This is a genomic window from Synechococcus sp. MU1625, from assembly GCF_020514205.1.
GTDB lineage: Bacteria > Cyanobacteriota > Cyanobacteriia > PCC-6307 > Cyanobiaceae > Parasynechococcus.
In genome coordinates this window covers 92041-111379 of the sequence record NZ_VTLA01000007.1, presented here as the reverse complement: position 1 = coordinate 111379, position 19339 = coordinate 92041, and the positions used below count along the sequence as shown (strand labels likewise).

Genomic DNA, 19339 nt, shown 5'->3' with positions numbered 1-19339 from the left:
CCTCGAACTGACGCAGCGGCTGGCGATCAAACAACGTGTCCACCAACAAGTTGTTGTGCAGCGCCAAACCACGGCCCGCCGCATCCACATTCCGCGGGGCTAAGCCACTACCCACCAACGTGGCCAATTCGCCGTAATCAAAGCTCAAAGGCAGATCAATTTTTTCATGTTCCAAGCCATCAATCAGACCCTCAATAATTTCTATCGCAATCTCTTCTTCTACTTCCCAAGCCTCATCTTCATCGCCATCAATATCACTAATCACATCACACAAATCATCACCCTCTTCGCAACCTGGAAGTGGTTCAGGCTTAACCTCTTTGCAATCATCACCTTCACAAATCGGCGGCGCAACAGGCTTATCAGGTCCTTCATCATCGCAACCATCAGCTTCAGGATGCAAGTCACATACAATATTCTCCTCTGATTTGGGCTCGATAATAAGGTTTAAAGAGCCCTTTTCCAAATAACCTCTGTAGAGGGCAGGGCCATCAATGGCATTACCCTCACCCAGCCCATCAAAAGAATAGATCTCATCATCCGAAACAACAATGTATGTATTCTCAGAAAGATCATCAATGTTTTTAACTTTACCGTCAATGATCTCCCAAGCCCCCTCAGGATCATCTGTCTTTGGCACACTGACTACTAAGCTGCCACTCTGATAATCAAACTCATCAGTCACACGCAATGGAGGATTATTCTTTCCATCCAGTGAGGTAAGAATTCCACCTGGATTTGAATTGTTAGCAGGGTTAGCATCCAACGTAATGGTTTCGGACACCAATGGATTAGAGGGCGAGACAAGAACCCGACCTCCTTCCCTAATACTTAAACGATCAATCTTAAATTGACCCTTGCCTGTTGGCCCAGAGAGCAAATTAAGTCGGCCAACCCCCGTTACCAATGTTGAAGAGCCCTGGGGTATACCCGAGAAGTTAGCCAATGAAAGAACACCATCTTCAATCGTGGTCTCGCCTTGATAGGAGTTCGCACCAGAAAAGGTGGTTGTTCCATCACCAACCTTGGTGAATCCACCATCACCGGAAATCTCACCTGAAAATTCCGTATTCGTTTTCAAGCCACCAGCAGTTAGGGTCTGATCACCGTCAATAACAATGTCACCAGCTCCTTCAATCGATCCGACCTCATCAGTATTTGCAACCTCATAGGTAGCACCCTCAGAAACAGATACTGCCGTATCATTACTGAGCGTTCCCGTTACTTGTAACGTCCCTTCCGTGATATTCGTTGTGCCTTCATAGGTATTATCGCCTGAGAACGTGGTTATTCCGTCACCAACCTTGGTGAATCCACCATCACCGGACATCTCACCTGAAAATTCCGTATTCGTTTTCAAGCCACCAGCAGTTAGGGTCTGGCCATCGTCAATAACGATATCGCCAGCACCTTCAATCGAACCAACCTCATCGCTGTTTGCAACTTGATAGGTGGCACCAGCATCAACAGAGACAGCCGTTGCATCGCTTAGAGTTCCAGTAACTCGAAGAATTCCTTCAAGAACATTAGTATCACCAACGTAAGAATTATTGGCGGCTAAAATTGTTACGCCCTCACCCTCAAAATTAAGAGACCCTGCACCCGAAAAGCTTGCCAACAAAACATCAGAAAACTTTCCATTAAAGATGGTCGTGATCCCACCATTATTGATCGTTCCACCTTCAGTTCCAACCCAGAAAGGAACATCTAAATCAGTGTTAGAAGCTTCACCTTGAACATTCTCAATCGTTTGAAGTGTTCCTCCCTGAAGCACCGGGGCATACAAATCCTCCCGAACTTTATCGCCTTCAAACTTACAAGGATCAACAGCAGTCTTAATTAGCTGCTGATTACCAGTTGTCGAGATCTCCCCTGTTGAAATTGTATTGACGGCGCAGCCGCCAAAGGCTTGGATTCGATTACTGTTACCTCCCCTAGTGTAATACTGAACTGAATTCCATTCATACAGCAATCCCTGTTTTTGCCCGCCATCTCCTGGCCTCTGCGTTCCTGCAGGAGCGAACTTTCCGGCCCAGTTATTAAAAATAAAACCTCCACCATTTGTATAACCATTTAGTATCAAATCCCCATCAATAGTAAGCAGGTCGCCAGCCTCTGCAAAAGCCTTATATCCAACCGAAAGCTGCTCAGCGAGGTCCTCGTCTTCTCCCCAGGGAAAGAATTGACCTATTGATTCGCTATCCCACCATTCCCCATTAGAAATTCCAGGGATAGCGTCCTTTGTGCCACCAATTGGATCAACATAGGTGTAGTAATTAATTGCGTAGTATTTATTATCATCACCTTCAACAACTGTTTGCATACTTGACGGCAAAGTCCAAATCTCCACCATTTGGTCGCTAGTGATTTGTTGACCACCTTCTGGCCCTGCATGAACAGCAGAAACAGACAGCGCAAGACCCAGAGAGAGACCTGAGAAGACGAGAGCTTTCTCCAAATTCATCGAGGGAATGCACTGAGTTTTATTTTTCTAGTAAAAAACTGGTTATACGACAACAAGTGCGCACTAAAAAAGCGAGTCTTGCGAGTCTTGCTATGAGTCCAATAACTTATTCAAAGTACGTCAAAGAGCGGTCAATTGATGCATTAGCAAATCTAAAACTTGTGAGATAAACCATCTCTTCTCACTCCAGCCAGCCGGATTACAGGAGGAGCACAGAGACTGAATTAGGTGCTCTGAGCGTTAGGCAGTGGATTTAGCGATCGCTGGTGAGGGATGCACGACCAAAGAGATGGCTCACACTCCAGATCCAGAGCATTGGCTTCCAACCGCCAGGCGTGCAACCGATACCCGCCATCCCCGGGAGTTGCTGTTGCTGAAACCTCGCGATTGAGCAAATACAGCGGATCCCCCAGCAGCGGGCTGCCCAACTGCGCCAAGTGAATCCGAATCTGATGCGGCCGACCCGTGCTGATCGTCACCTGCAGGCAATCACCCTCAGCCGTGCGCTCCAAGAGCTTCACCTCGGAATGGGCTGAGAGCCGTTTGCGGATCGGCTGCTCCTCCAACGGTTCCGGCCCCCAGATCCAGCCCAAGAGCGGATGCGGCCGTTCCACCACATCACTGCTCACCGTCAGCGACTGCCCCAACTCCAACCCAGGCACCTGCCGGCTCCAGGCCTGATACACCTTGCGGCAACCCCCATCGGGTCGGAACTGTTTCGACCACAGGGCACGGGTGTGCGACGTGCGGGCACAAACCTGCAGGCCGGAGGTGAACCGCCCAAGGCGGTGAACTGGCCGGGCCCCGGTGGGTTCGAGCAAGGCCGTGAGCGTGTGGCGCAGGAAGCCACCACCAGGCATCACCGGCAAGCCGGTGGGCTTGTTGATCACCAACAGGTCGCCGTCATCGTGGATCGTCTCCCACTGATCGGGGATCGCCTCCTCCAGCCATGGCGGACGCCGCCAACGGAGAGTCTCTCCGCCCTGCAGCGCTCGATCCTCTGAGAGAAGCGCTCCGTTCCAATCCAGCTCACCGGCAGCGATCCGTTGCTGCCATACTGCCCCATCGGAGTGGCGGTAGCGATCCGCCAACCATTCGCTCACCAGGATGCCGCCGTCTCCCCGCGGAACCTTGTCGCGGTAGGTCCAGCCGTCGTTGAACGCAGCCGACTTCAAGTCACCAGACGGTGCTCCAACGCATAGCGCACCAATTCCGTGCGGCTGGAGGTGCCGGTTTTGTTGAACAGTCGGCTCACATACTTCTCGACGTTGCGGATCGAGGTCTCCAGCTGACGGGCGATCTCCTTGTTCATCAAGCCTTCCGCCACCAGCTGCAACACGCTCGCCTCCCGCGGTGTGAAACTGTGCACCACCGGCTCGGTGGAGGGCAGCGCTTCCGCCTGTGCCAACAGCGAGCGGATCTCGGTGATCTGCTTGGCCATCTGGCCCATGTCGGTGTCGGCAAAGCGTGCCGCTTCCTGCAGTAGCCGTTGCTGACGCTGGGCGACGTTGCGCACCCGCGCCACCAGCTCATCGGGATCGAAGGGCTTGGGGATGTAGTCATCCACCCCGGCGAGATAGCCCTGAGTGCGGTCTGCCGTCATGCCCTTGGCGGTGAGGAAGATCACGGGGGTGCCACCGAGCCGTTCATCCGCCCGCAGCTTCTGCAGCAGGCCATAGCCATCGAGCCGCGGCATCATCACGTCGCTGATCACCACATCCGGCAGCATCTGCTGGGCCTTGGCGAACCCTTCTTCCCCATCCACAGCGGTGGTCACATCGAAACCTTCGTCTTCCAGGTAGGCCTGCACCGCCGTGCGAAGGCCCGGCTCGTCATCCACCAACAGCAGCCGTGGCGTGGGCGCCGCGGCCTCTACAGATTCAGCGGTGGGGGTGGGCGCGTCGCTCATGGCCGTAATCGCTCTGGTCAAAATGTATGGAGACCAAGCTCATCGGGCTAGTGCGGGTAACTGCTCCTGCTGTTCGGGGATCAGGGTCGAATAGCCCAGATCCAGGGCTTTTTGACGCAACGTGGCAGGGTCGGTTCCCGCGACCTCCGGCACGCAGGCTGCCCACCACACCAGATGATCTTCCCGGTTGAAATCGGTGATAGAGCCGCCGGGGTTAAGGGTGCGCACATACACCGCCAGCGGAGTGCGTTTGACCCGCACAGGTTTCGCTGTGGAGCAATTGACGCTCTCGACATAGACGTTCAGATCCGACGCCGACTCCTCCCACAGGCTGTAGCTGCGGGTATTGGGATTCGACGAGGCTGGCTTGACCCCATAAATCCCGATCGAGAGGGTGCCGACAGGGGCCGGTCGTTCAATCAGCACCTTGAGATCGGCCGGCCGCGATTGCCGCATCTGCTCAAGCACCTGCTCACGATCGAAGCCGCTCACGGGCTGCGCGCAGATCAGCCCCCCCAAGACCAGCAGAGCCATCGGCGTTCGCAGACCCATGCCAGTGCTGTTCGCAATGCAGCACCATGATCGCAACATCTGCCTGATTCGTCCTGAGCGGCTCCGCTCTCGCCTTTGACTTCCAGGCCACCACCCCCTGTGCGGCCGAGGTGGTGGAGGCGATGGCGCCCTTCTGGAGTGCGGACTGGGGCAATCCCTCCAGCCGTCAGCATCGGCTGGGTCTCAGCGCCTCTGCAGCGGTGAAGTTGGCGCGGCGTCAGCTAGCGGAGGCTCTGGAGGTGACCCCGGAACGGCTGGTGTTCACCAGTGGTGCGACGGAAGCCAACAACCTGGCGCTGCTGGGCCATGCCCGCGCCCTAGGCAAGGCGCATCTGATCAGCGTGGCTACGGAACACCACGCCGTGCTCGATCCCCTGCAGCAGTTGCAGCGGGAGGGCTTCAGCGTGACCCTGCTGACCCCAGGCCCCGATGGTCTGATCACCCCGGAACAGCTAGAGGAGGCGATCACCCCCGACACTCGGCTGGTGAGCGTGATGGTGGCCAACAACGAAATCGGTGTGCTCCAGCCGCTGGAGCAGCTGGGTGCCCTCTGCCAGGGCCATGGCATCACCCTGCACAGCGACGGGGCCCAGGCCTTCGGGACCGTGCCACTGGCCCCCGATGCCCTGAACGTCGATCTACTGAGCCTCAGTGCCCACAAGCTGTATGGGCCCAAGGGCATCGGAGCCCTAGTGCTGCGCGAGGGGATCGCCATCGAACCGCTGCAGTGGGGGGGCGGCCAGGAGGCGGGGCTTCGGGCCGGCACCCTGCCCACCGCCTTGATCGTGGGCTTTGCCGCCGCCGCCCGCCTTGCACTACAGGAGCGGGATCAACGCAACAGGCAGCTGCAGCAGCTGCGCGATCAGCTGTGGGAGGGCCTGCAGCAGCGCCTCCCTGGCGTGCTGCTCAATGGAGCGCTGCAGCCGCGCCTGCCCCACAACCTCAACATCAGCCTGCCCGAGGTGAACGGCAGCCGCCTGCACCGGGCCCTGCGCCCGCAGCTGGCCTGCAGCAGTGGCTCCGCCTGCAGCAACGGGGCCCCGTCCCACGTGCTGCAAGCGATCGGCCGCTCGCGGGCTGAAGCCGAAGCCTCCCTACGGCTGAGCCTGGGGCGCGACACCACAGCCGCCGAGGTGAATCAGGCCATCGCCGCGATCCACGACGCCGTCGCTGCCGCCCAGCTCTGATCCCCCTACGTTCCAGTCGACTGATCTAGATCCATGAGCAGCAGGGCCGAACTCTCCGTCGGGACCGCCATCCAGGAAGGCTGGCATGCCTTTCGCCTGGCCCCCTGGGTCTTTGTTGGTTTTGTGCTGCTCAGCGCGCTGCTCGCCCAGTTGGCCAATCTCATTCCCGTCCTGGGCGCGCTGGTGGGGACTCTGGTGAACCTTTGGGGCGGCGTCGGCCTGATCCGCGGCTCCTGGATCGCTCTGGGAGGCACCGCCCCCAGCTTCGAAGACTTCACCCGCTGGAACGGCTCTGCCGTCTGGCGCCTGTTCAGCCGGCAGTTGGTGCTGACTCTGCTGCTGCTGCCCATCGCCCTGTTGGTGATCGTCGTGGCCCTCAATGCCGCAGATGCCTGGACCGTGTTTCGACCGCTGATGAACCTGGCGTTAACAGTGGACCCCAACGATCCGCAGCTTGCAGACGCAGGCAGTGCGGCCGCCCTCGAACTGGCGCTCAATCTCAGCAGCAGTCCCCTGGCGTTGCTGACCCTGGCCGTCGGCTGGCTGTTCGCCACTTACATCCAGGTGAACCAAAGTTTCCTTGGCTTCATTGCGCTGCTGGAGGATCTGAACCCGATCACCACGATCCAACGGGGCATCACTGTGGTGCAGGGCCAGTGGTGGCAGGTGCTGGGCCTGCTGATCCTGCAGGTGCTGATCCTGCTGTTGGGATTTCTGGCCTGTGTGGTGGGCTTGGTGGCCGCCGCTCCGGTCTGCATTTGCATCACCGGCGCTGCCTACCGACAGCTGTTTGGCCAAGAAGACAAAACCGGCGTCATCAGCCCTCACTGACCCTGCAGGCCAGGCGCCATTTGGCACTGCGGCTGCGGGGATTGGCCTCTTCCTCCTGCTCGGTGGCCACCACCGGTTTGCGGGTGATCCGTTGCAACCGCTCATCCCGCAGGAAAGCCGTCTTCACACGGCGGTCCTCCAAGGAATGGAAACTGATGATCCCGAGCAGCCCCTCAGGCTCTAGCCAGTCGGGGGCCTGCTGCAGCAGTCGATCCAGCACCCCCAGCTCATCGTTCACCGCAATGCGCAGGGCCTGGAAGGTGCGAGTGGCGGGGTGAATCCGCCCGCGCCGCGCCTTGGGGGGGTAACAACCCGCCACGGCATAGGCCAACGCGGCGGTGCCGCCATAGGCGCCGTTCTGCTTGATGTCGGCTTTGATCCGTCGGGCGATGCGGCGGGAGAGCCGTTCCTCCCCATAGCCATAGATCAGATCCGCCAGCTCGTTTTCCTCCAGGCGGTCGATGAGCTCGGCCGCGGTCTCCCCCTCACCCCCCGCGTTCATGCGCATGTCCAACGGACCATCGAGGCGAAAACTGAAACCCCGCTCCGCCACATCCAACTGGGGACTGCTGACCCCTAAATCGGCCAGCACCATCACGGCGGGCTCGGGCGGCACAAAGTCGGCAAAGTTGGTGGCGACGATCGAAACACGCTCTCCGAAGGAAGCCAAACGCTCCGCAGCAGCAGCCCGGGCCGTGGCGTCCTGGTCCAAGCCGATCAAACGCAGGCCTGGATGGTGTTCCAGCAACAGGGCGCTGTGGCCGCCACCACCAAGGGTGGCGTCAATCAACAGGCCTTCCGGACGCGGGATCTGCCGGGCTGCATCCAGCACCGCATCGGCCAGTACAGGCACATGGCTGAAGGGGGGCACAAGCCACAGGCGAAGACTCCTTAAGATCTACACATCGATCGGACCACCGCTCCCATGACGCAGCTGGAAACGCGCACGGAGCCCATGGTGGTGAACTTCGGGCCCCACCACCCCTCTATGCACGGGGTGCTGCGGCTCGTGGTCACCCTCGATGGTGAAGACGTGGTCGACTGCGAACCGGTGATCGGTTACCTCCACCGCGGCATGGAGAAGATCGCCGAGAACCGCACGAACGTGATGTTCGTGCCCTACGTGAGCCGCATGGACTATGCGGCGGGGATGTTCTACGAGGCGATCGTGGTGAACGCCCCGGAAAAACTGGCTGACATCCCTGTGCCCAAGCGGGCCAGCTACATCCGTGTGCTGATGCTGGAGCTCAACCGCATCGCCAACCACCTGCTCTGGCTTGGACCCTTCCTCGCTGACGTGGGGGCCCAGACGCCGTTCTTCTACATCTTCCGCGAGCGGGAGATGATCTACGACCTCTGGGAAGCCGCCACCGGCCAGAGGCTGATCAACAACAACTATTTCCGCATCGGCGGCGTCGCCGCTGACCTGCCCTGGGGCTGGCTTGAGAAATGCCGCGATTTCTGCGATTGGTTCGGCCCGAAGATCGATGAATACGAAAAGCTGATCACCAACAACCCGATCTTCCGGCGCCGGATTGAAGGCCTGGGAACGATTGAGAAGCAGGACGCCATCAACTGGAGCCTCTCCGGCCCGATGCTGCGCGCCTCCGGCGTGCCCTGGGATCTGCGCAAGGTCGATCACTACGAGTGCTACGACGACTTCGACTGGCAGGTGGCCTGGGAGAAAGAGGGCGACTGCTACGCCCGCTATCGCGTGCGCATCGAAGAAATGCGCCAGTCGCTGAAGATCCTGCGCCAGGCCTGCGACATGATCCCTGGCGGCCCGACCGAAAACCTCGAAGCCAAGCGCCTCAACGAAGGAAAAGGCAGCGATGCCACTGGTTTCGACTTCCAGTACGTGGCCAAGAAAGTGGCGCCCACCTTCAAGATCCCCAACGGTGAGCTTTACACCAGGCTGGAGTCGGGCAAGGGGGAGATCGGCGTGTTCATCCAGGGCAACAACGACGTCACCCCGTGGCGCTTCAAGATCCGCGCTGCCGACAGCAACAACCTGCAGATCCTTCCCCACATCCTCAAGGGACACAAGGTCGCCGACATCATGGCTATCCTCGGTTCCATCGACGTGATCATGGGATCCGTGGATCGCTGATCCCTGAACCGTTTTCTTCGTCGGCTGCAACACACGGGTTATCTGCTGCCCGCGACCCTGACGGGCACGTTATGGCTCAAGGGCCTGCATCCAGGCCTTCCGGGCCTTGCCTGCCCCCTTCGCACACTCACGGGCGTGCCCTGCCCCACCTGCTTTCTGACCCGAGCGACGGGAGCAGCCCTCACTGGTGATTTCAGCGGATCGCTGCAATGGCATCTCTTCGGCCCCATCACCGCCTTAGGGCTAATCCTCTGGAGTGCCCTGGCGCTGCAGCAACGGCGTCTCATCCCAAAAGGCCTGCCCCTCTGGTCCGTTCCCATCGTTGGTGGAGCTTTGATCAGCTATTGGCTGCTGCGCCTAAGCACCAACAACTGGCCCAGCGGCTGAGCCATCAGCGCAACAGGCCGCGCTCATAGGCGACGTTCTGCAGGAAAAAGCTGGCCATGGGGATCACCACAAAGCCACCCAAACCACAGGTGACCAAGGCCAGAAACGCCACAACGATGCCGGTCAACACCTCGAGGCCCACAAAGCTCAAACCGTTCTCCGAGCGGTAGACCACCTGGAACGACTGGGCGAACGCTTCACCGATGCTCATGTCGGTGACGAAGATGCGATTCACAAACACCGGCGTGACCAACGCAACCGCAATGCCGGGAAGGATGCAGAGCAGAAAACCGATGGTCGTGGCCAGCGAAAAGAACAGCCCCGCCAAGAGATAACGCCCCCAACGGCTTGTGAGCAGCTGAGCAGCTGCTGAAATCGTCACCACCTCACCACGCTCGTAATAGAGGGCCGGAACAGCCACCATCAACACCGACAACAGGCTGGCCAGGAGCGAGAAGGGCAGCTGAACCAATTGGGCCAGAACAGCCCCGAGCCCCAGCGCCGCATCGCTGCTGCCAATGGTCGCGGACACCACGACGATGATCAGGGCATAAGCGAGAACACCGAGCAGCGACAGCACGATGGAGCCCACCCAGATCACCAGAACCACGGGGATGTGCTGCAGAAAGGCCTGCCAGGCCTTCTGAATAGAGGGGCGCTCATGAGCGATCGGCGCGGCCATGGTTCAAGCTGAACTTCTGTCAGGGTGACAGTCGGCACCGGCTTCAACAACACAACGCCATGACCTCTGCCCCCTGGCTGGAGCTGAGCCGAACCGTGCGCTTCAGCGACACCGACGCCGCCGGTGTGATGCACTTTCAGCAGCTGTTGGGCTGGTGCCACCAGGCCTGGGAAGAAAGCCTGGAATGCTTTGGTCTTCCGGCTGGTTCGGTCTTCCCCGGCGGACGCGGAGAGCAACCCGGCGTGGCCCTGCCGATCGTGCATTGCCATGCCGATTTTCGCGCTCCGGTGCAGGTGGGCGACAAGCTGCTGATCCGCCTGGAACCAGAACGGCTCGATCCCAGCAGTTTTGTAGTGAACAGCCAAGTGCTGCTGGAGGAGCAGCTGGTCGCCAGTGGCTGCCTACGCCACGTGGCCATCGATGCCCAAACCCGGCGCCGATGTGCCCTGCCCGATGGGGTGGAGCGGTGGCTGGAAGCATCAAGCCTCGGCCGAATCCAACCGCTGTAACCACTCCCGCCAGCGCTGGCGCTGCCATTTCCCCAGCGCATTGGGGGCCAGGTCGGGGCACAACACCCAACGCCGTGGTGTCTCCGCCGGCTCCCAGTAACGCGTAAGGGTCGCAAGGCGCTGAAGCACCGCATCGTCAGCGCTGCCCACCAGCGCCACCAGCGTCTGCCCCCACTCCGGATTATCAACACCCAGCAACAACACGGAACTCACCGGAAGCGATGCCGCCTGCACCGCCGCCATCACACGCTGCTCGAGCTGCTCAGGAAACACAGTTTCACCACCGGAATGAATGGCGCCATCGATTCGGCCCACGATCTGAAGGCCTGGGGTGAAAGCGGCTCGATCCCCGGAGCGCCACCAGCCATCGGCATCCCTGAGCGATTCCCAGCGATTCGGCTGATCCGCACACCAACGCCCGAGGGCCAACCGATCGGTTCGCACCTCAAGGGCCCCATCAGCGGCCAGTCGCAGCTCCACACCCATCAGCGGGTCCCCACAACCCTGCTCACCATCCAGGAAGCGGGCCGGCGGCATGGCCGCCACCATCGCCGCTGTCTCCGTCGACCCGTAACAGGGCGCCAGGGGCAGCCGCAAGGCGCGAGCCTGCGCCACCAACGCAGGCGGCAGAGCAGCCCCACCGATCCAGATCAGCTGCATCTCCAGCAGGAAGGCCACCCCGTCGGGATGGGCCAGCAGACGCGCCAGCTGCGTGGGCACCAATGAGAGGAGTACCGGCTTGGTCCCCCAGGCGGGCAGGCTCCGGCACCACGCGAGCAATTCGGTGGGGGTTTTCATCAACCCCGGCTCCAGCTGCTGATGCGAGGCACCCCAGCAACGGGCTCGCCACCAAGGCATCAGACCACTCACATGCGCCATTGGCAACGGATTGAGCAGCAGAGTGGCGGCGGGGTCGAGCGCCATCCCCATCAACCAGTGCGCGGTGGCTGCTGCCGAACGGTCCAGATGGTCCAGGGGCTGGGCGCAGCAACGGCTGCCGCCACTGCTGCCACCACTACGCACCAGCACCCCCGGCCCTGGCGGCAGTTGATCGATGGGGGCAGCATCCGCCTCCGGCGACAGGGTCACCCACTGCCCTGCCGCCAGCCCCCGCTCCAGCTGCTCGAACTCGCTCATATCGCCGCGGCCCAGACGACCTCTGGATCGGTGGAAAACAACGCCCCCGACGGCGTCCAGCCGGGGGCAAGGCCGGGTGCCGCCGGCGTGGGCCCCTGGGCCTGAAGCCCGGCCAGATGCTCCAGCCAACGCCGACCGATGCCGGTTTCGAAGGCTGTGCTCACCATCCGTTGGGGCACCCCCGCCTGCAGCTCCCGCAACAGCACTCTGGGATCACCCTCCAGCGCGGGCCGCCGCACCTGCCAGCCGCTCCAGCTGCGCCGCAGCTCCGGCCGCTGGTGGAGTGATTCATCCAGGGCCACCGGTCCAAGCGCCGCCAACTGCTCCAGACCGGCTTGATCCTCCACCGCCAGAGGTTGTTCCAACCAGGCCAGGCGTGGGTCATCACGCAACCGTTGCATCCAGGCCTGCGCCGTGCTGCGATCCCAACCGGCATTGGCATCCAAGCGCAATCGAGCCGTGGGCGGCAGGTGCTGGAGCAGCTGATCGAGCAGGTGGCGCTCCAGGGAATCCGCCTCCGTCCCCACCTTCCACTTGAAGGTGCGCCCCTCAAGGCCTCTCGCTGACTCCGCCACAGCTTCGAGGGCCGTGAGCATGGCCTCTCCTGCCGGCAACAACAGCGCCGGCGTAGGAGCTTTCAGCCACCCCTGGGAAGCCTGACCTCCCACCAGCCCATCCAACTCCGCCAGCGCCGCACCAAGGCCAAAGCCCACAGGCCCCGGCGCATCGCGGAGCACGGCCTCCAACTGCACCCTGGAGGGCACATCCGGCAGGGAGGCGAGGGCGCCCTCACAAGACGACCACGGCGACGTGAACTGATGCTGCTGAAGCGGTGCCACTTCTCCCCAGCCCACCGCCCCTTGATCGTCTTCGAGACGCAGCAACCAGCCACAGCACTCTGTCAGAACGCCTTCTGCCGTGCGAAGCGGCTGCAGCAAAGCAAAGCGAAAAGGGCGACGCTGCAACCGGAGCGTCATCCGCCGCTCCAGACGCGGGCCAGGACCAGGCCCACACTCAACCCCAAACCATTCCAGCCCTGAAAGCGCAACGCCAGAAACTTGCTGCCGCTGATCAGCTCCGGCCGGTCGTGATGGCGCTGGAGCAGACGCATCAGCTGCACCCCCGCCGGAAGACCGAGTCCGCTCAACACCACCGATGCAGGCCAGTCCCCGTGCAGCACGGGCACCCACTCCAGAGCGAGCGTCAAGGCCACAAACCAGGGCACCAGTGCCGCCGCCCTTCGCGTGCCAAGACGCACCACTGGTGAGCGTTTGCCGTGGGCCGCGTCCTCCTCCACCTGATGGAAGTGGGAGCAGAACAACACCAGGGTGGTCGCCAGAGCTGGGCCTGCCCCCAACATCCAGGCGGTGCCCCATGGGATCGACGCAGCGCCCCTGGGCTGCAACACCAACAGGGCCGCAGCGGTTGCAAAGGGCCCAAACGCCAACCAGCACAGAGGCTCACCCAAGCCGCGGTAGCCCAATCGAAACGGAGGGCCCTGGTACACGTAACCCAGGCCGCAACACACCAACACCAGGGCCAACACCGCCCAGGTGCTGTTCCAGGCCAGCAACGCCATCAACAGCAACCCCACCACCAACGCGGCGGTCGCCCCCTGGGCAACGCGATCCCTGCGGCCGGTGAGATTCACCACCGAATGGGGCTTACCGGAGGCATCAACGCCCGTCGCCGCATCAAAAACATCGTTGCTGAGGTTTTCCCAGAGCAACAACAAAATGGCCGCCAGCAAAAAGCCCCCCAGCTGCAGCCATCGCAGGGAGCCTTCAACACCGAAATGCCATCCAGCCGCGACCAGCACTGGCATCACGGCGACGGAATACATCGGCCACTTGATGGCTGCCTTCCACAAACGGCGCCGATCGGCGTAACGGGATGCGACAGCCTGCGGCTCAGACATGGACAGGTTCGGTTCCCGCAGGGCGAAGACCCATACATTTGAGCAGTAACCCTGGCCAAAAACGCCGCGGATGTCGGCTGATTGTTGTTTCAGCTCCCTCCTCTCCGCAGCCCAGCGGGGATGGATGGCCTGTGACGGCGATGAAGCGCTGCTGAGCCTGGCCCTGCCGATCGCAGGGGTCGACCCGCTTCTGGCCTTGCCGCAGCTGGCGGAGCAGGAAAACTTGCAGGTGCTGTGGGACAGCGCCCCGGGCCTCTGCCTGGCTGCAGCAGGGCCCTGCCAGGAACTGGAGCTGGCTGGCAGTCGTCGCTTTGAACAGGCCCAACGCTTCGCTGACCTCTGCCTCAGCCGCCTGCATGACACCGCACCGGAGAGCCCGGCCCATGCACGCCCCCGGGTGCTGCTGCGCTTCCGCTTCTTCGATCAGGTGAGTGAACGCCGCCGAAGTGAAGCGGTGGTTCCTTCAGTGCATGCGGTGCTGCCCCGCTGGCAACTCAGCCGTCAGGGACGCCGCGGCTGGCTGCGGCTGAACGGGATCGTGAGCAGTGCAGCGGACTGCCGGGAGCTAGCAGAACAGCTCTGGCTCAAGCAGGAACAGCTGCTCCAGACGCCAACCACGCCAACAGCGCTCAAACCCCAGGCGCTTGTGGCGGCAACGGAACCGGAAACCTGGCGGCAGCGTTACGCCGCAGCACTCACCCACGGGATTGATCTGGTCAACAACGGCGACCTGCACAAACTGGTGCTGGCCGTGCAGCACCGCATCGTTTTGGCCGAAACGTTCGACCCCTTACCGCTGTTGAAACGGCTCCGGCGACAACAGGCCGGCAGCTGCCGGTTCCTCTGGCAGCGCCATGCGGGGGATGCCTTCTTCGGTGCATCCCCGGAACGGTTGCTCAGCCTTCGCGCCGGTTGGCTGCGCAGTGATGCCCTGGCCGGTACGGCTGGGCAGGGGGATTCCGGCGCTCAGCTGCTGCGCTCCGACAAGGACCGCCGCGAACACGAACTGGTGGTGGAAACCATCACCGACCAACTGCGCCGCAACGGACTTTCCCCGCGACGCCGTTGGCAACCCCAACTGGCCCGGCACGGCAACCTGACACATCTGCACACCCCAATCACGGCGGAAACCCACGGTCAGCCCGTGTTGTCGCTTGCCGAACAACTGCACCCCACACCCGCCGTTGCCGGGTTGCCCCGCCGAGATGCCATGGCCTGGTTGCGAACCCTGGAACCCTTTGAACGGGGAAGTTATGCGGCACCGATCGGTTGGATCGACAGCGCCGGTGATGCTGAACTGCGGGTGGCCATCCGCTGTGGTCATGCCCGGGGCTGCGACCTGGACCTCACGGCTGGAGCCGGTCTGGTGCGGGGATCCGTTGCCGAGCGAGAGCTGCAGGAAGTGGGGCTGAAACTGGCCGTACTGGCCGACCAGCTGGAACTTCAGACCAGCACACGCAACCGCTCGATCGTCTGATCGGCCAGGGGCTGGTTCATCAGCCGCTCCACTTCACGCACCCCCGTGGGACTGGTGACGTTGATTTCGCTGAGCATGCCGCCGATCACATCGATGCCGACAAAGAAGAGCCCCTCCGCCCGCAGCGCTGGGGCCAGGGCGGCGCAGATCTGACGTTCCCGGTCGGTGAGTTCTGTGGCCTCCGCCTGGCCACCGACGGCCAGATTGCTGCGGAATTCCCCCGCTGAAGGGCGCCGATTGATCGCTCCTAGGGGATCGCCATCCACCAACAGGATGCGCTTGTCTCCTTCGCTCACGGACGGCAGGAACGCCTGGGCCATCACCGGCAACCGCTCCTGCTCCGTCACCAGCTCCAGTAGGGCCTTCAAGCCCGGCGACTGCCCATTGACCCGAATCACCCCGAGGCCCGCACGCCCCCCCAGTGGTTTGAGCACAATTTCTTGCTGCTCCTGGGCAAATGAGAGCAATTCAGACACCCGCCCCGCCACCAGCGTGGGAGCCATCCAGCGGCTGAAGCGCAACGCCCCCAGCTTTTCGTTCCAGCTGCGCAGCGCACTGGGGCGATTGAGCACACGAACACCAGCCCGCTCGGCCACCTCCAACAGATGGGTGGCGTAGAGATACGCCTCATCCACGGGCGGATCCTTGCGCATCCAGATCACATCAAAGCCAGCCAGGGCCTGACGTTCAGCCACCCCAACCGTGATCCAGGGCTCCGGCGTCACCGGCAGGGCGAGCGCGAGGGGTTCATCCCCACGGGCAATCAAATCGGAAGGCGTGCAGGCCCACAACTCATCGCCGGCCCGCTGAGCGGCCTGCATCAGCGCAACGGAAGAATCCTTGGCTGGATTGATCTGCCCCAGCGGATCCAGAACAAACAGCTGGCGCATCGATCAGGCCTTCAACAGGGCATCGAGCTCGCCGGCACGATCCAGGGCATGGAGGTCATCGCAACCGCCGATATGGCGATCATCGATGTACACCTGAGGAACACTGCGGCGGCCATCACCCCGCGCCGCCATGGCATCACGGCCGGGCTCATCGCCATCCACGCTGTGTTCGGTGTAGCTCACCCCCTTGCGATCCAAGAGTCCCTTGGCGCGGACACAGAACGGGCAGGTGCGCCAGGTGTAGATCTCAATCTTGGCCATTGCGTTGGTCATACCAGTGGTCGGATCCTATGCAGCGACTGCGCTGATAGCGTCAGAAGCTGATCAGGGCCGAGTTCTTGCTGGATCTCACCGACTTCAAACGCGATCTCTCCGAGCTCACTGACCGCCTGGGCAATGCCCAGGACTGTCTTTGACGTTCCTGCACTGAACGCACGACAACAAGATCTCGAGCAACTCGCCGCCCAGCCTGATTTCTGGGATGACCAGCAGAACGCCCAGAAGCAGATGCGGCGCCTGGACGAGGTGAAGGCACAGCTGAGTCAGCTGGCCGGATGGAGTGGGGCTGTGGACGATGCCAAGGCCACCCTTGAGCTCTACGAGCTGGAGCCCGACGAAGACCTGCTACAGGAAGCCCAGAACGGCCTGAACCAACTGCGCCAGGGGCTGGATCGCTGGGAACTCGAGCGCTTGCTATGCGGCGAATACGACAAGGAGGGGGCCGTCCTCAGCATCAATGCAGGAGCCGGTGGAACGGATGCCCAGGACTGGGCGCAGATGCTGCTGCGCATGTACACCCGTTGGGCCGAAGACCACGGCATGAAGGTGACCGTCGACGAACTCTCCGAAGGGGAAGAAGCCGGGATCAAGAGCTGCACGATCGAGATCGAAGGGCGCTATGCCTACGGCTACCTGCGCAACGAGAAAGGTACCCATCGCCTGGTGCGCATCTCACCGTTCAACGCCAACGACAAGCGCCAGACCAGCTTTGCCGGTGTGGAGGTGATGCCCAAGATCGAGGAGGACGTCAAGCTCGACATTCCTGAAAAGGACCTGGAGATCACCACCAGCCGCTCGGGCGGCGCCGGTGGCCAGAACGTGAACAAGGTGGAAACGGCTGTGCGCATCCTTCACATCCCCACCGGGCTATTTGTGCGCTGCACCCAGGAGCGCTCCCAGCTCCAGAACAAGGAGAAGGCGATGGCGTTGCTGATGGCCAAATTGCTCGTGATCGCCCAGGAGCAACGGGCGGCCGAAATCGCCGACATCCGCGGCGACATCGTTGAGGCGGCCTGGGGCAACCAGATCCGCAACTACGTGTTTCAGCCATACCAAATGGTGAAAGACCTGCGCACCAATGAAGAAACCAACGATGTGCAAGCGGTGATGGATGGGGCCCTCGACCCCTTCATCGACGCGTCTCTGCGCCAAGGTGTCGACAGCCCCGGCGCCGACACCGATTCCTGATCCCATGGCCTCCGACAGCACTCCACCGCCGAGCTTCATCAAACAGGCGATGCGCAACATGGTGCGCAAGGGCAGCAAGAGCCTGTTTCACCTCGGCCTCACCGCCATGGGATTCCTCGGCTTCATCACCCTTGTGGCTTGGTTAGGTCGACCGACCCTGCCGGGCTAGGCATGGAGCTCGACCTCGCATTGGATCGAAACGAGGCGCCGCTAGATCCCTGCGACGCCTCCGACCTGCTCGACGAGACAGCCTGGATCCAGCAGCTGGAGCATTGGCTGAGCACAGTTTGCGGGGATTCGCGCCTGGACTGTCCGACCCTGGTGCGCACAGCGGATGAACTGAGCCTGGGGCTGCGCTTCACCGATGACGCCAGCATCGCGGCGTTGAACAGCACCTGGCGCCAGAAAACGGGCCCCACGGATGTGTTGTCTTTTGCGGCTCTCGACGACGCCGGCGACTGGATGGACGGACCCAGCGTCGAACTCGGGGACATCGTGGTCTCTCTGGAGACGGCCCGGCGTCAGGCCCAAGAGCAGGGGCACAGCCTGAAGCGGGAATTGCACTGGCTCGTGAGCCATGGCCTGCTGCACCTGCTGGGCTGGGACCATCCCGATGACGACAGCCTCGCCGCGATGCTCGCCCTGCAGGAGAGGCTTCTTGAGGATGGGTGATCTGGACAACCCGGGTAGGCTTCGATGAGCGGGCGTTCGCCCTGCGGATGCCGAATTCCGTTCCGATGACCAGCGAATCGCCCCGGACACCATCCGCAGACGCAGCAGCGGAGGAAGTGGCCATGGTGCCCAACGGAATGCGACGACGGGGCAGCTGGCGCATCGCTGGCGATCTGCCAGCAAGCTTTCGCTACGCCGCTCAAGGCCTCGGCTACGCCTTCGTCACCCAGCGCAACTTCCGTATCCATGTGGTGACGGGGCTGGTGGTGTTTGGTCTCGCCGCCTGGCTTCAACTGGATCTGATCCGCCTGGCCGTTCTGGTGCTTACGGTGGCGGCCGTTCTGGTGTTGGAGCTGCTGAACACAGCGATGGAAGCGGTGGTGGATCTGGCCATTGGCCGGCGTTATCACCCATTGGCCCGCATCGCCAAAGACTGTGCTGCTGCAGCTGTGCTGACAGCCGCCATCAGCTCTTTATTGATCGCTGTGTTTCTCCTGCTTCCGCCGCTCTTGCTCCGCCTGGGGCTCTGACTCCCGATTCGCACGCAGATGCTGCTGGTCATCGACAACTACGACAGCTTCACCTTCAACTTGGTGCAGTACTTCGGTGAGCTGGCCGCCCAGCATCCGCTGGCGGCGGATCTGCAGGTGCATCGCAATGACGCCATCAGCCTTGAGCAGATCAGGGCCCTGAACCCCGACGCGATCTTGTTGTCGCCCGGCCCGGGGGACCCAGATCAATCGGGCGTCTGTCTGGATATCCTCCAAGAACTCTCAGCAACGGTGCCCACGCTGGGGGTGTGTTTGGGCCATCAGGCCATCGCCCAAGTGCACGGCGGCCGGGTGGTGCGAGCCCAGCAGCAGATGCATGGCAAGACCTCGCCTGTGCTGCACAAAGGCGACGGCGTGTTCGCAGGCCTGCCCCAACCGCTGACGGCCACCCGCTACCACTCCCTCATCGCCGAGCGCGAAACCCTGCCGGACTGCCTTGAGGTAACCGCCTGGCTTGAGGACGGGACGATCATGGGCCTGCGGCACCGGGAGCATCACCACCTGCAGGGGGTGCAGTTCCATCCCGAAAGCGTGCTGACCGATCAAGGCCACCAACTGCTGGCCAACTTCCTGCGGGAAGCCGAGGGATAACGCTG

Annotated in this window: 22 protein-coding genes; 11 read left to right on the top strand and 11 right to left on the bottom strand. The window is 61.7% G+C overall.

Translation table 11 applies throughout. The features are described 5' to 3' along the window. From FZX13_RS11150 to FZX13_RS11135, 4 genes are all read right to left on the bottom strand, one after another. The coding region (locus FZX13_RS11150; protein WP_226409619.1) for an autotransporter-associated beta strand repeat-containing protein at positions 1-2464 on the bottom strand (2464 nt) is incomplete at its 3' end. 224 nt (positions 2465-2688) lie between these two features. Next, the gene (locus FZX13_RS11145; RefSeq protein ID WP_226409618.1) at positions 2689-3639 is read right to left on the bottom strand and encodes an RNA pseudouridine synthase; all 951 of its coding nucleotides are present in this window, start codon (positions 3637-3639) and stop codon (positions 2689-2691) included. Continuing rightward, the gene (locus FZX13_RS11140) at positions 3636-4373 is read right to left on the bottom strand and encodes a response regulator transcription factor (RefSeq protein WP_115094903.1); all 738 of its coding nucleotides are present in this window, start codon (positions 4371-4373) and stop codon (positions 3636-3638) included. Before FZX13_RS11140 ends, FZX13_RS11145 begins: the two co-directional genes overlap by 4 nt. Positions 4374-4412: 39 nt before the next feature. After that, entirely contained in the window at positions 4413-4925 is a 513-nt protein-coding gene (locus tag FZX13_RS11135; RefSeq protein WP_226409617.1) for a hypothetical protein, read from the bottom strand. Positions 4926-5047: 122 nt separating this feature from the next. Between FZX13_RS11135 and FZX13_RS11130 the strand changes: the two genes are divergently transcribed. Both FZX13_RS11130 and FZX13_RS11125 read left to right on the top strand, forming a co-directional pair. Next, positions 5048-6112 (top strand): cysteine desulfurase family protein, encoded by a 1065-nt coding sequence (locus FZX13_RS11130; RefSeq protein WP_370630815.1) that lies wholly within the window; start codon positions 5048-5050, stop codon positions 6110-6112. A 33-nt stretch (positions 6113-6145) separates the two neighbouring features. Beyond that, on the top strand, positions 6146-6943 hold the full coding sequence (locus tag FZX13_RS11125) for a hypothetical protein (protein WP_226409616.1): 798 nt from the start codon (positions 6146-6148) through the stop codon (positions 6941-6943). Here the strand turns inward: FZX13_RS11125 and rsmH are convergent. Next, positions 6930-7814 carry a 16S rRNA (cytosine(1402)-N(4))-methyltransferase RsmH gene (gene rsmH / locus FZX13_RS11120; RefSeq protein WP_370630814.1) on the bottom strand — a complete coding sequence of 295 codons (885 nt, stop codon included), beginning with the start codon at positions 7812-7814 and terminating at the stop codon, positions 6930-6932. The genes FZX13_RS11125 and rsmH overlap by 14 nt on opposite strands. Before the next feature lie 54 nt (positions 7815-7868). Between rsmH and FZX13_RS11115 the strand changes: the two genes are divergently transcribed. After that, entirely contained in the window at positions 7869-9053 is a 1185-nt protein-coding gene (locus FZX13_RS11115; RefSeq protein ID WP_115024489.1) for an NAD(P)H-quinone oxidoreductase subunit H, read from the top strand. 24 nt (positions 9054-9077) lie between these two features. Next, positions 9078-9440 carry a DUF2752 domain-containing protein gene (locus tag FZX13_RS11110; RefSeq protein ID WP_226409624.1) on the top strand — a complete coding sequence of 121 codons (363 nt, stop codon included), beginning with the start codon at positions 9078-9080 and terminating at the stop codon, positions 9438-9440. 4 nt (positions 9441-9444) lie between these two features. On the opposite strand, the gene FZX13_RS11105 is transcribed toward FZX13_RS11110, so the two are convergent. After that, the gene (locus FZX13_RS11105) at positions 9445-10122 is read right to left on the bottom strand and encodes a hypothetical protein (protein WP_226409615.1); all 678 of its coding nucleotides are present in this window, start codon (positions 10120-10122) and stop codon (positions 9445-9447) included. A gap of 59 nt (positions 10123-10181) precedes the next feature. On the opposite strand from FZX13_RS11105, the gene FZX13_RS11100 reads away from it, so the two are divergent. Further along, positions 10182-10631 (top strand): thioesterase family protein, encoded by a 450-nt coding sequence (locus tag FZX13_RS11100; RefSeq protein ID WP_226409614.1) that lies wholly within the window; start codon positions 10182-10184, stop codon positions 10629-10631. Here the strand turns inward: FZX13_RS11100 and FZX13_RS11095 are convergent. The 3 genes from FZX13_RS11095 to menA are packed head-to-tail and all read right to left on the bottom strand — an operon-like array spanning position 10602 to position 13686. Then, complete coding sequence (locus tag FZX13_RS11095; RefSeq protein ID WP_226409613.1) at positions 10602-11768, bottom strand: AMP-binding protein; 1167 nt, start codon at positions 11766-11768, stop codon at positions 10602-10604. The two genes, FZX13_RS11100 and FZX13_RS11095, sit on opposite strands and share 30 nt — an antisense overlap. Next, on the bottom strand, positions 11765-12745 hold the full coding sequence (gene menC, locus FZX13_RS11090; protein WP_226409612.1) for an o-succinylbenzoate synthase: 981 nt from the start codon (positions 12743-12745) through the stop codon (positions 11765-11767). Before menC ends, FZX13_RS11095 begins: the two co-directional genes overlap by 4 nt. After that, complete coding sequence (gene menA / locus FZX13_RS11085) at positions 12742-13686, bottom strand: 2-carboxy-1,4-naphthoquinone phytyltransferase (protein WP_226409611.1); 945 nt, start codon at positions 13684-13686, stop codon at positions 12742-12744. The genes menC and menA overlap by 4 nt, the downstream gene beginning before the upstream one ends. A gap of 70 nt (positions 13687-13756) precedes the next feature. On the opposite strand from menA, the gene FZX13_RS11080 reads away from it, so the two are divergent. Continuing rightward, a complete protein-coding gene (locus FZX13_RS11080; protein WP_226409610.1) occupies positions 13757-15163 on the top strand; it encodes an isochorismate synthase MenF in 1407 nt (468 codons plus the stop codon). Here FZX13_RS11080 and gshB read toward each other — a convergent pair. Together gshB and grxC are read right to left on the bottom strand one after the other, a co-directional pair. Next, positions 15130-16053: a glutathione synthase gene (gene gshB, locus FZX13_RS11075; RefSeq protein ID WP_226409609.1), complete on the bottom strand. Its 924-nt coding sequence runs from the start codon at positions 16051-16053 to the stop codon at positions 15130-15132. The genes FZX13_RS11080 and gshB overlap by 34 nt on opposite strands. Positions 16054-16056: 3 nt before the next feature. Continuing rightward, positions 16057-16314: a glutaredoxin 3 gene (gene grxC, locus FZX13_RS11070; RefSeq protein WP_226409608.1), complete on the bottom strand. Its 258-nt coding sequence runs from the start codon at positions 16312-16314 to the stop codon at positions 16057-16059. A gap of 77 nt (positions 16315-16391) precedes the next feature. Here grxC and prfB point away from each other — a divergent pair. The 5 genes from prfB (at position 16392) to FZX13_RS11045 (ending at position 19334) form a co-directional block, all read left to right on the top strand. Further along, a protein-coding gene (gene prfB, locus FZX13_RS11065) for a peptide chain release factor 2 (protein WP_115024503.1) occupies positions 16392-17520 on the top strand; the annotation gives its coding sequence in 2 pieces (ribosomal slippage) (positions 16392-16466 and positions 16468-17520; 1128 coding nt in all). 4 nt (positions 17521-17524) lie between these two features. Next, positions 17525-17689: a DUF3285 domain-containing protein gene (locus FZX13_RS11060; RefSeq protein WP_115024505.1), complete on the top strand. Its 165-nt coding sequence runs from the start codon at positions 17525-17527 to the stop codon at positions 17687-17689. Positions 17690-17691: 2 nt separating this feature from the next. Further along, a complete protein-coding gene (gene ybeY, locus FZX13_RS11055) occupies positions 17692-18192 on the top strand; it encodes an rRNA maturation RNase YbeY (RefSeq protein ID WP_226409607.1) in 501 nt (166 codons plus the stop codon). A 122-nt stretch (positions 18193-18314) separates the two neighbouring features. Beyond that, positions 18315-18722, top strand: coding sequence for a diacylglycerol kinase family protein (locus tag FZX13_RS11050; protein WP_226409623.1), 408 nt, complete (start codon positions 18315-18317; stop codon positions 18720-18722). An 18-nt stretch (positions 18723-18740) separates the two neighbouring features. Continuing rightward, complete coding sequence (locus FZX13_RS11045) at positions 18741-19334, top strand: aminodeoxychorismate/anthranilate synthase component II (RefSeq protein ID WP_115024508.1); 594 nt, start codon at positions 18741-18743, stop codon at positions 19332-19334. The last annotated feature ends 5 nt before the right edge of the window (positions 19335-19339 follow it).

What these genes read in the sequence shown, in the direction of transcription:
- FZX13_RS11140 (WP_115094903.1), bottom strand. Translation starts at nt 4,373, where the DNA reads ATGAGCGACGCGCCCACCCCCACCGCTGAATCTGTAGAGGCCGCGGCG.
- FZX13_RS11135 (WP_226409617.1), bottom strand. Translation starts at nt 4,925, where the DNA reads ATGGGTCTGCGAACGCCGATGGCTCTGCTGGTCTTGGGGGGGCTGATC.
- FZX13_RS11130 (WP_370630815.1), top strand. Translation starts at nt 5,048, where the DNA reads ATGGCGCCCTTCTGGAGTGCGGACTGGGGCAATCCCTCCAGCCGTCAG.
- FZX13_RS11125 (WP_226409616.1), top strand. Translation starts at nt 6,146, where the DNA reads ATGAGCAGCAGGGCCGAACTCTCCGTCGGGACCGCCATCCAGGAAGGC.
- FZX13_RS11115 (WP_115024489.1), top strand. Translation starts at nt 7,869, where the DNA reads ATGACGCAGCTGGAAACGCGCACGGAGCCCATGGTGGTGAACTTCGGG.
- FZX13_RS11105 (WP_226409615.1), bottom strand. Translation starts at nt 10,122, where the DNA reads ATGGCCGCGCCGATCGCTCATGAGCGCCCCTCTATTCAGAAGGCCTGG.
- FZX13_RS11100 (WP_226409614.1), top strand. Translation starts at nt 10,182, where the DNA reads ATGACCTCTGCCCCCTGGCTGGAGCTGAGCCGAACCGTGCGCTTCAGC.
- FZX13_RS11095 (WP_226409613.1), bottom strand. Translation starts at nt 11,768, where the DNA reads ATGAGCGAGTTCGAGCAGCTGGAGCGGGGGCTGGCGGCAGGGCAGTGG.
- menC (WP_226409612.1), bottom strand. Translation starts at nt 12,745, where the DNA reads ATGACGCTCCGGTTGCAGCGTCGCCCTTTTCGCTTTGCTTTGCTGCAG.
- menA (WP_226409611.1), bottom strand. Translation starts at nt 13,686, where the DNA reads ATGTCTGAGCCGCAGGCTGTCGCATCCCGTTACGCCGATCGGCGCCGT.
- FZX13_RS11080 (WP_226409610.1), top strand. Translation starts at nt 13,757, where the DNA reads ATGTCGGCTGATTGTTGTTTCAGCTCCCTCCTCTCCGCAGCCCAGCGG.
- gshB (WP_226409609.1), bottom strand. Translation starts at nt 16,053, where the DNA reads ATGCGCCAGCTGTTTGTTCTGGATCCGCTGGGGCAGATCAATCCAGCC.
- grxC (WP_226409608.1), bottom strand. Translation starts at nt 16,314, where the DNA reads ATGGCCAAGATTGAGATCTACACCTGGCGCACCTGCCCGTTCTGTGTC.
- FZX13_RS11060 (WP_115024505.1), top strand. Translation starts at nt 17,525, where the DNA reads ATGGCCTCCGACAGCACTCCACCGCCGAGCTTCATCAAACAGGCGATG.
- ybeY (WP_226409607.1), top strand. Translation starts at nt 17,692, where the DNA reads ATGGAGCTCGACCTCGCATTGGATCGAAACGAGGCGCCGCTAGATCCC.
- FZX13_RS11050 (WP_226409623.1), top strand. Translation starts at nt 18,315, where the DNA reads ATGGTGCCCAACGGAATGCGACGACGGGGCAGCTGGCGCATCGCTGGC.
- FZX13_RS11045 (WP_115024508.1), top strand. Translation starts at nt 18,741, where the DNA reads ATGCTGCTGGTCATCGACAACTACGACAGCTTCACCTTCAACTTGGTG.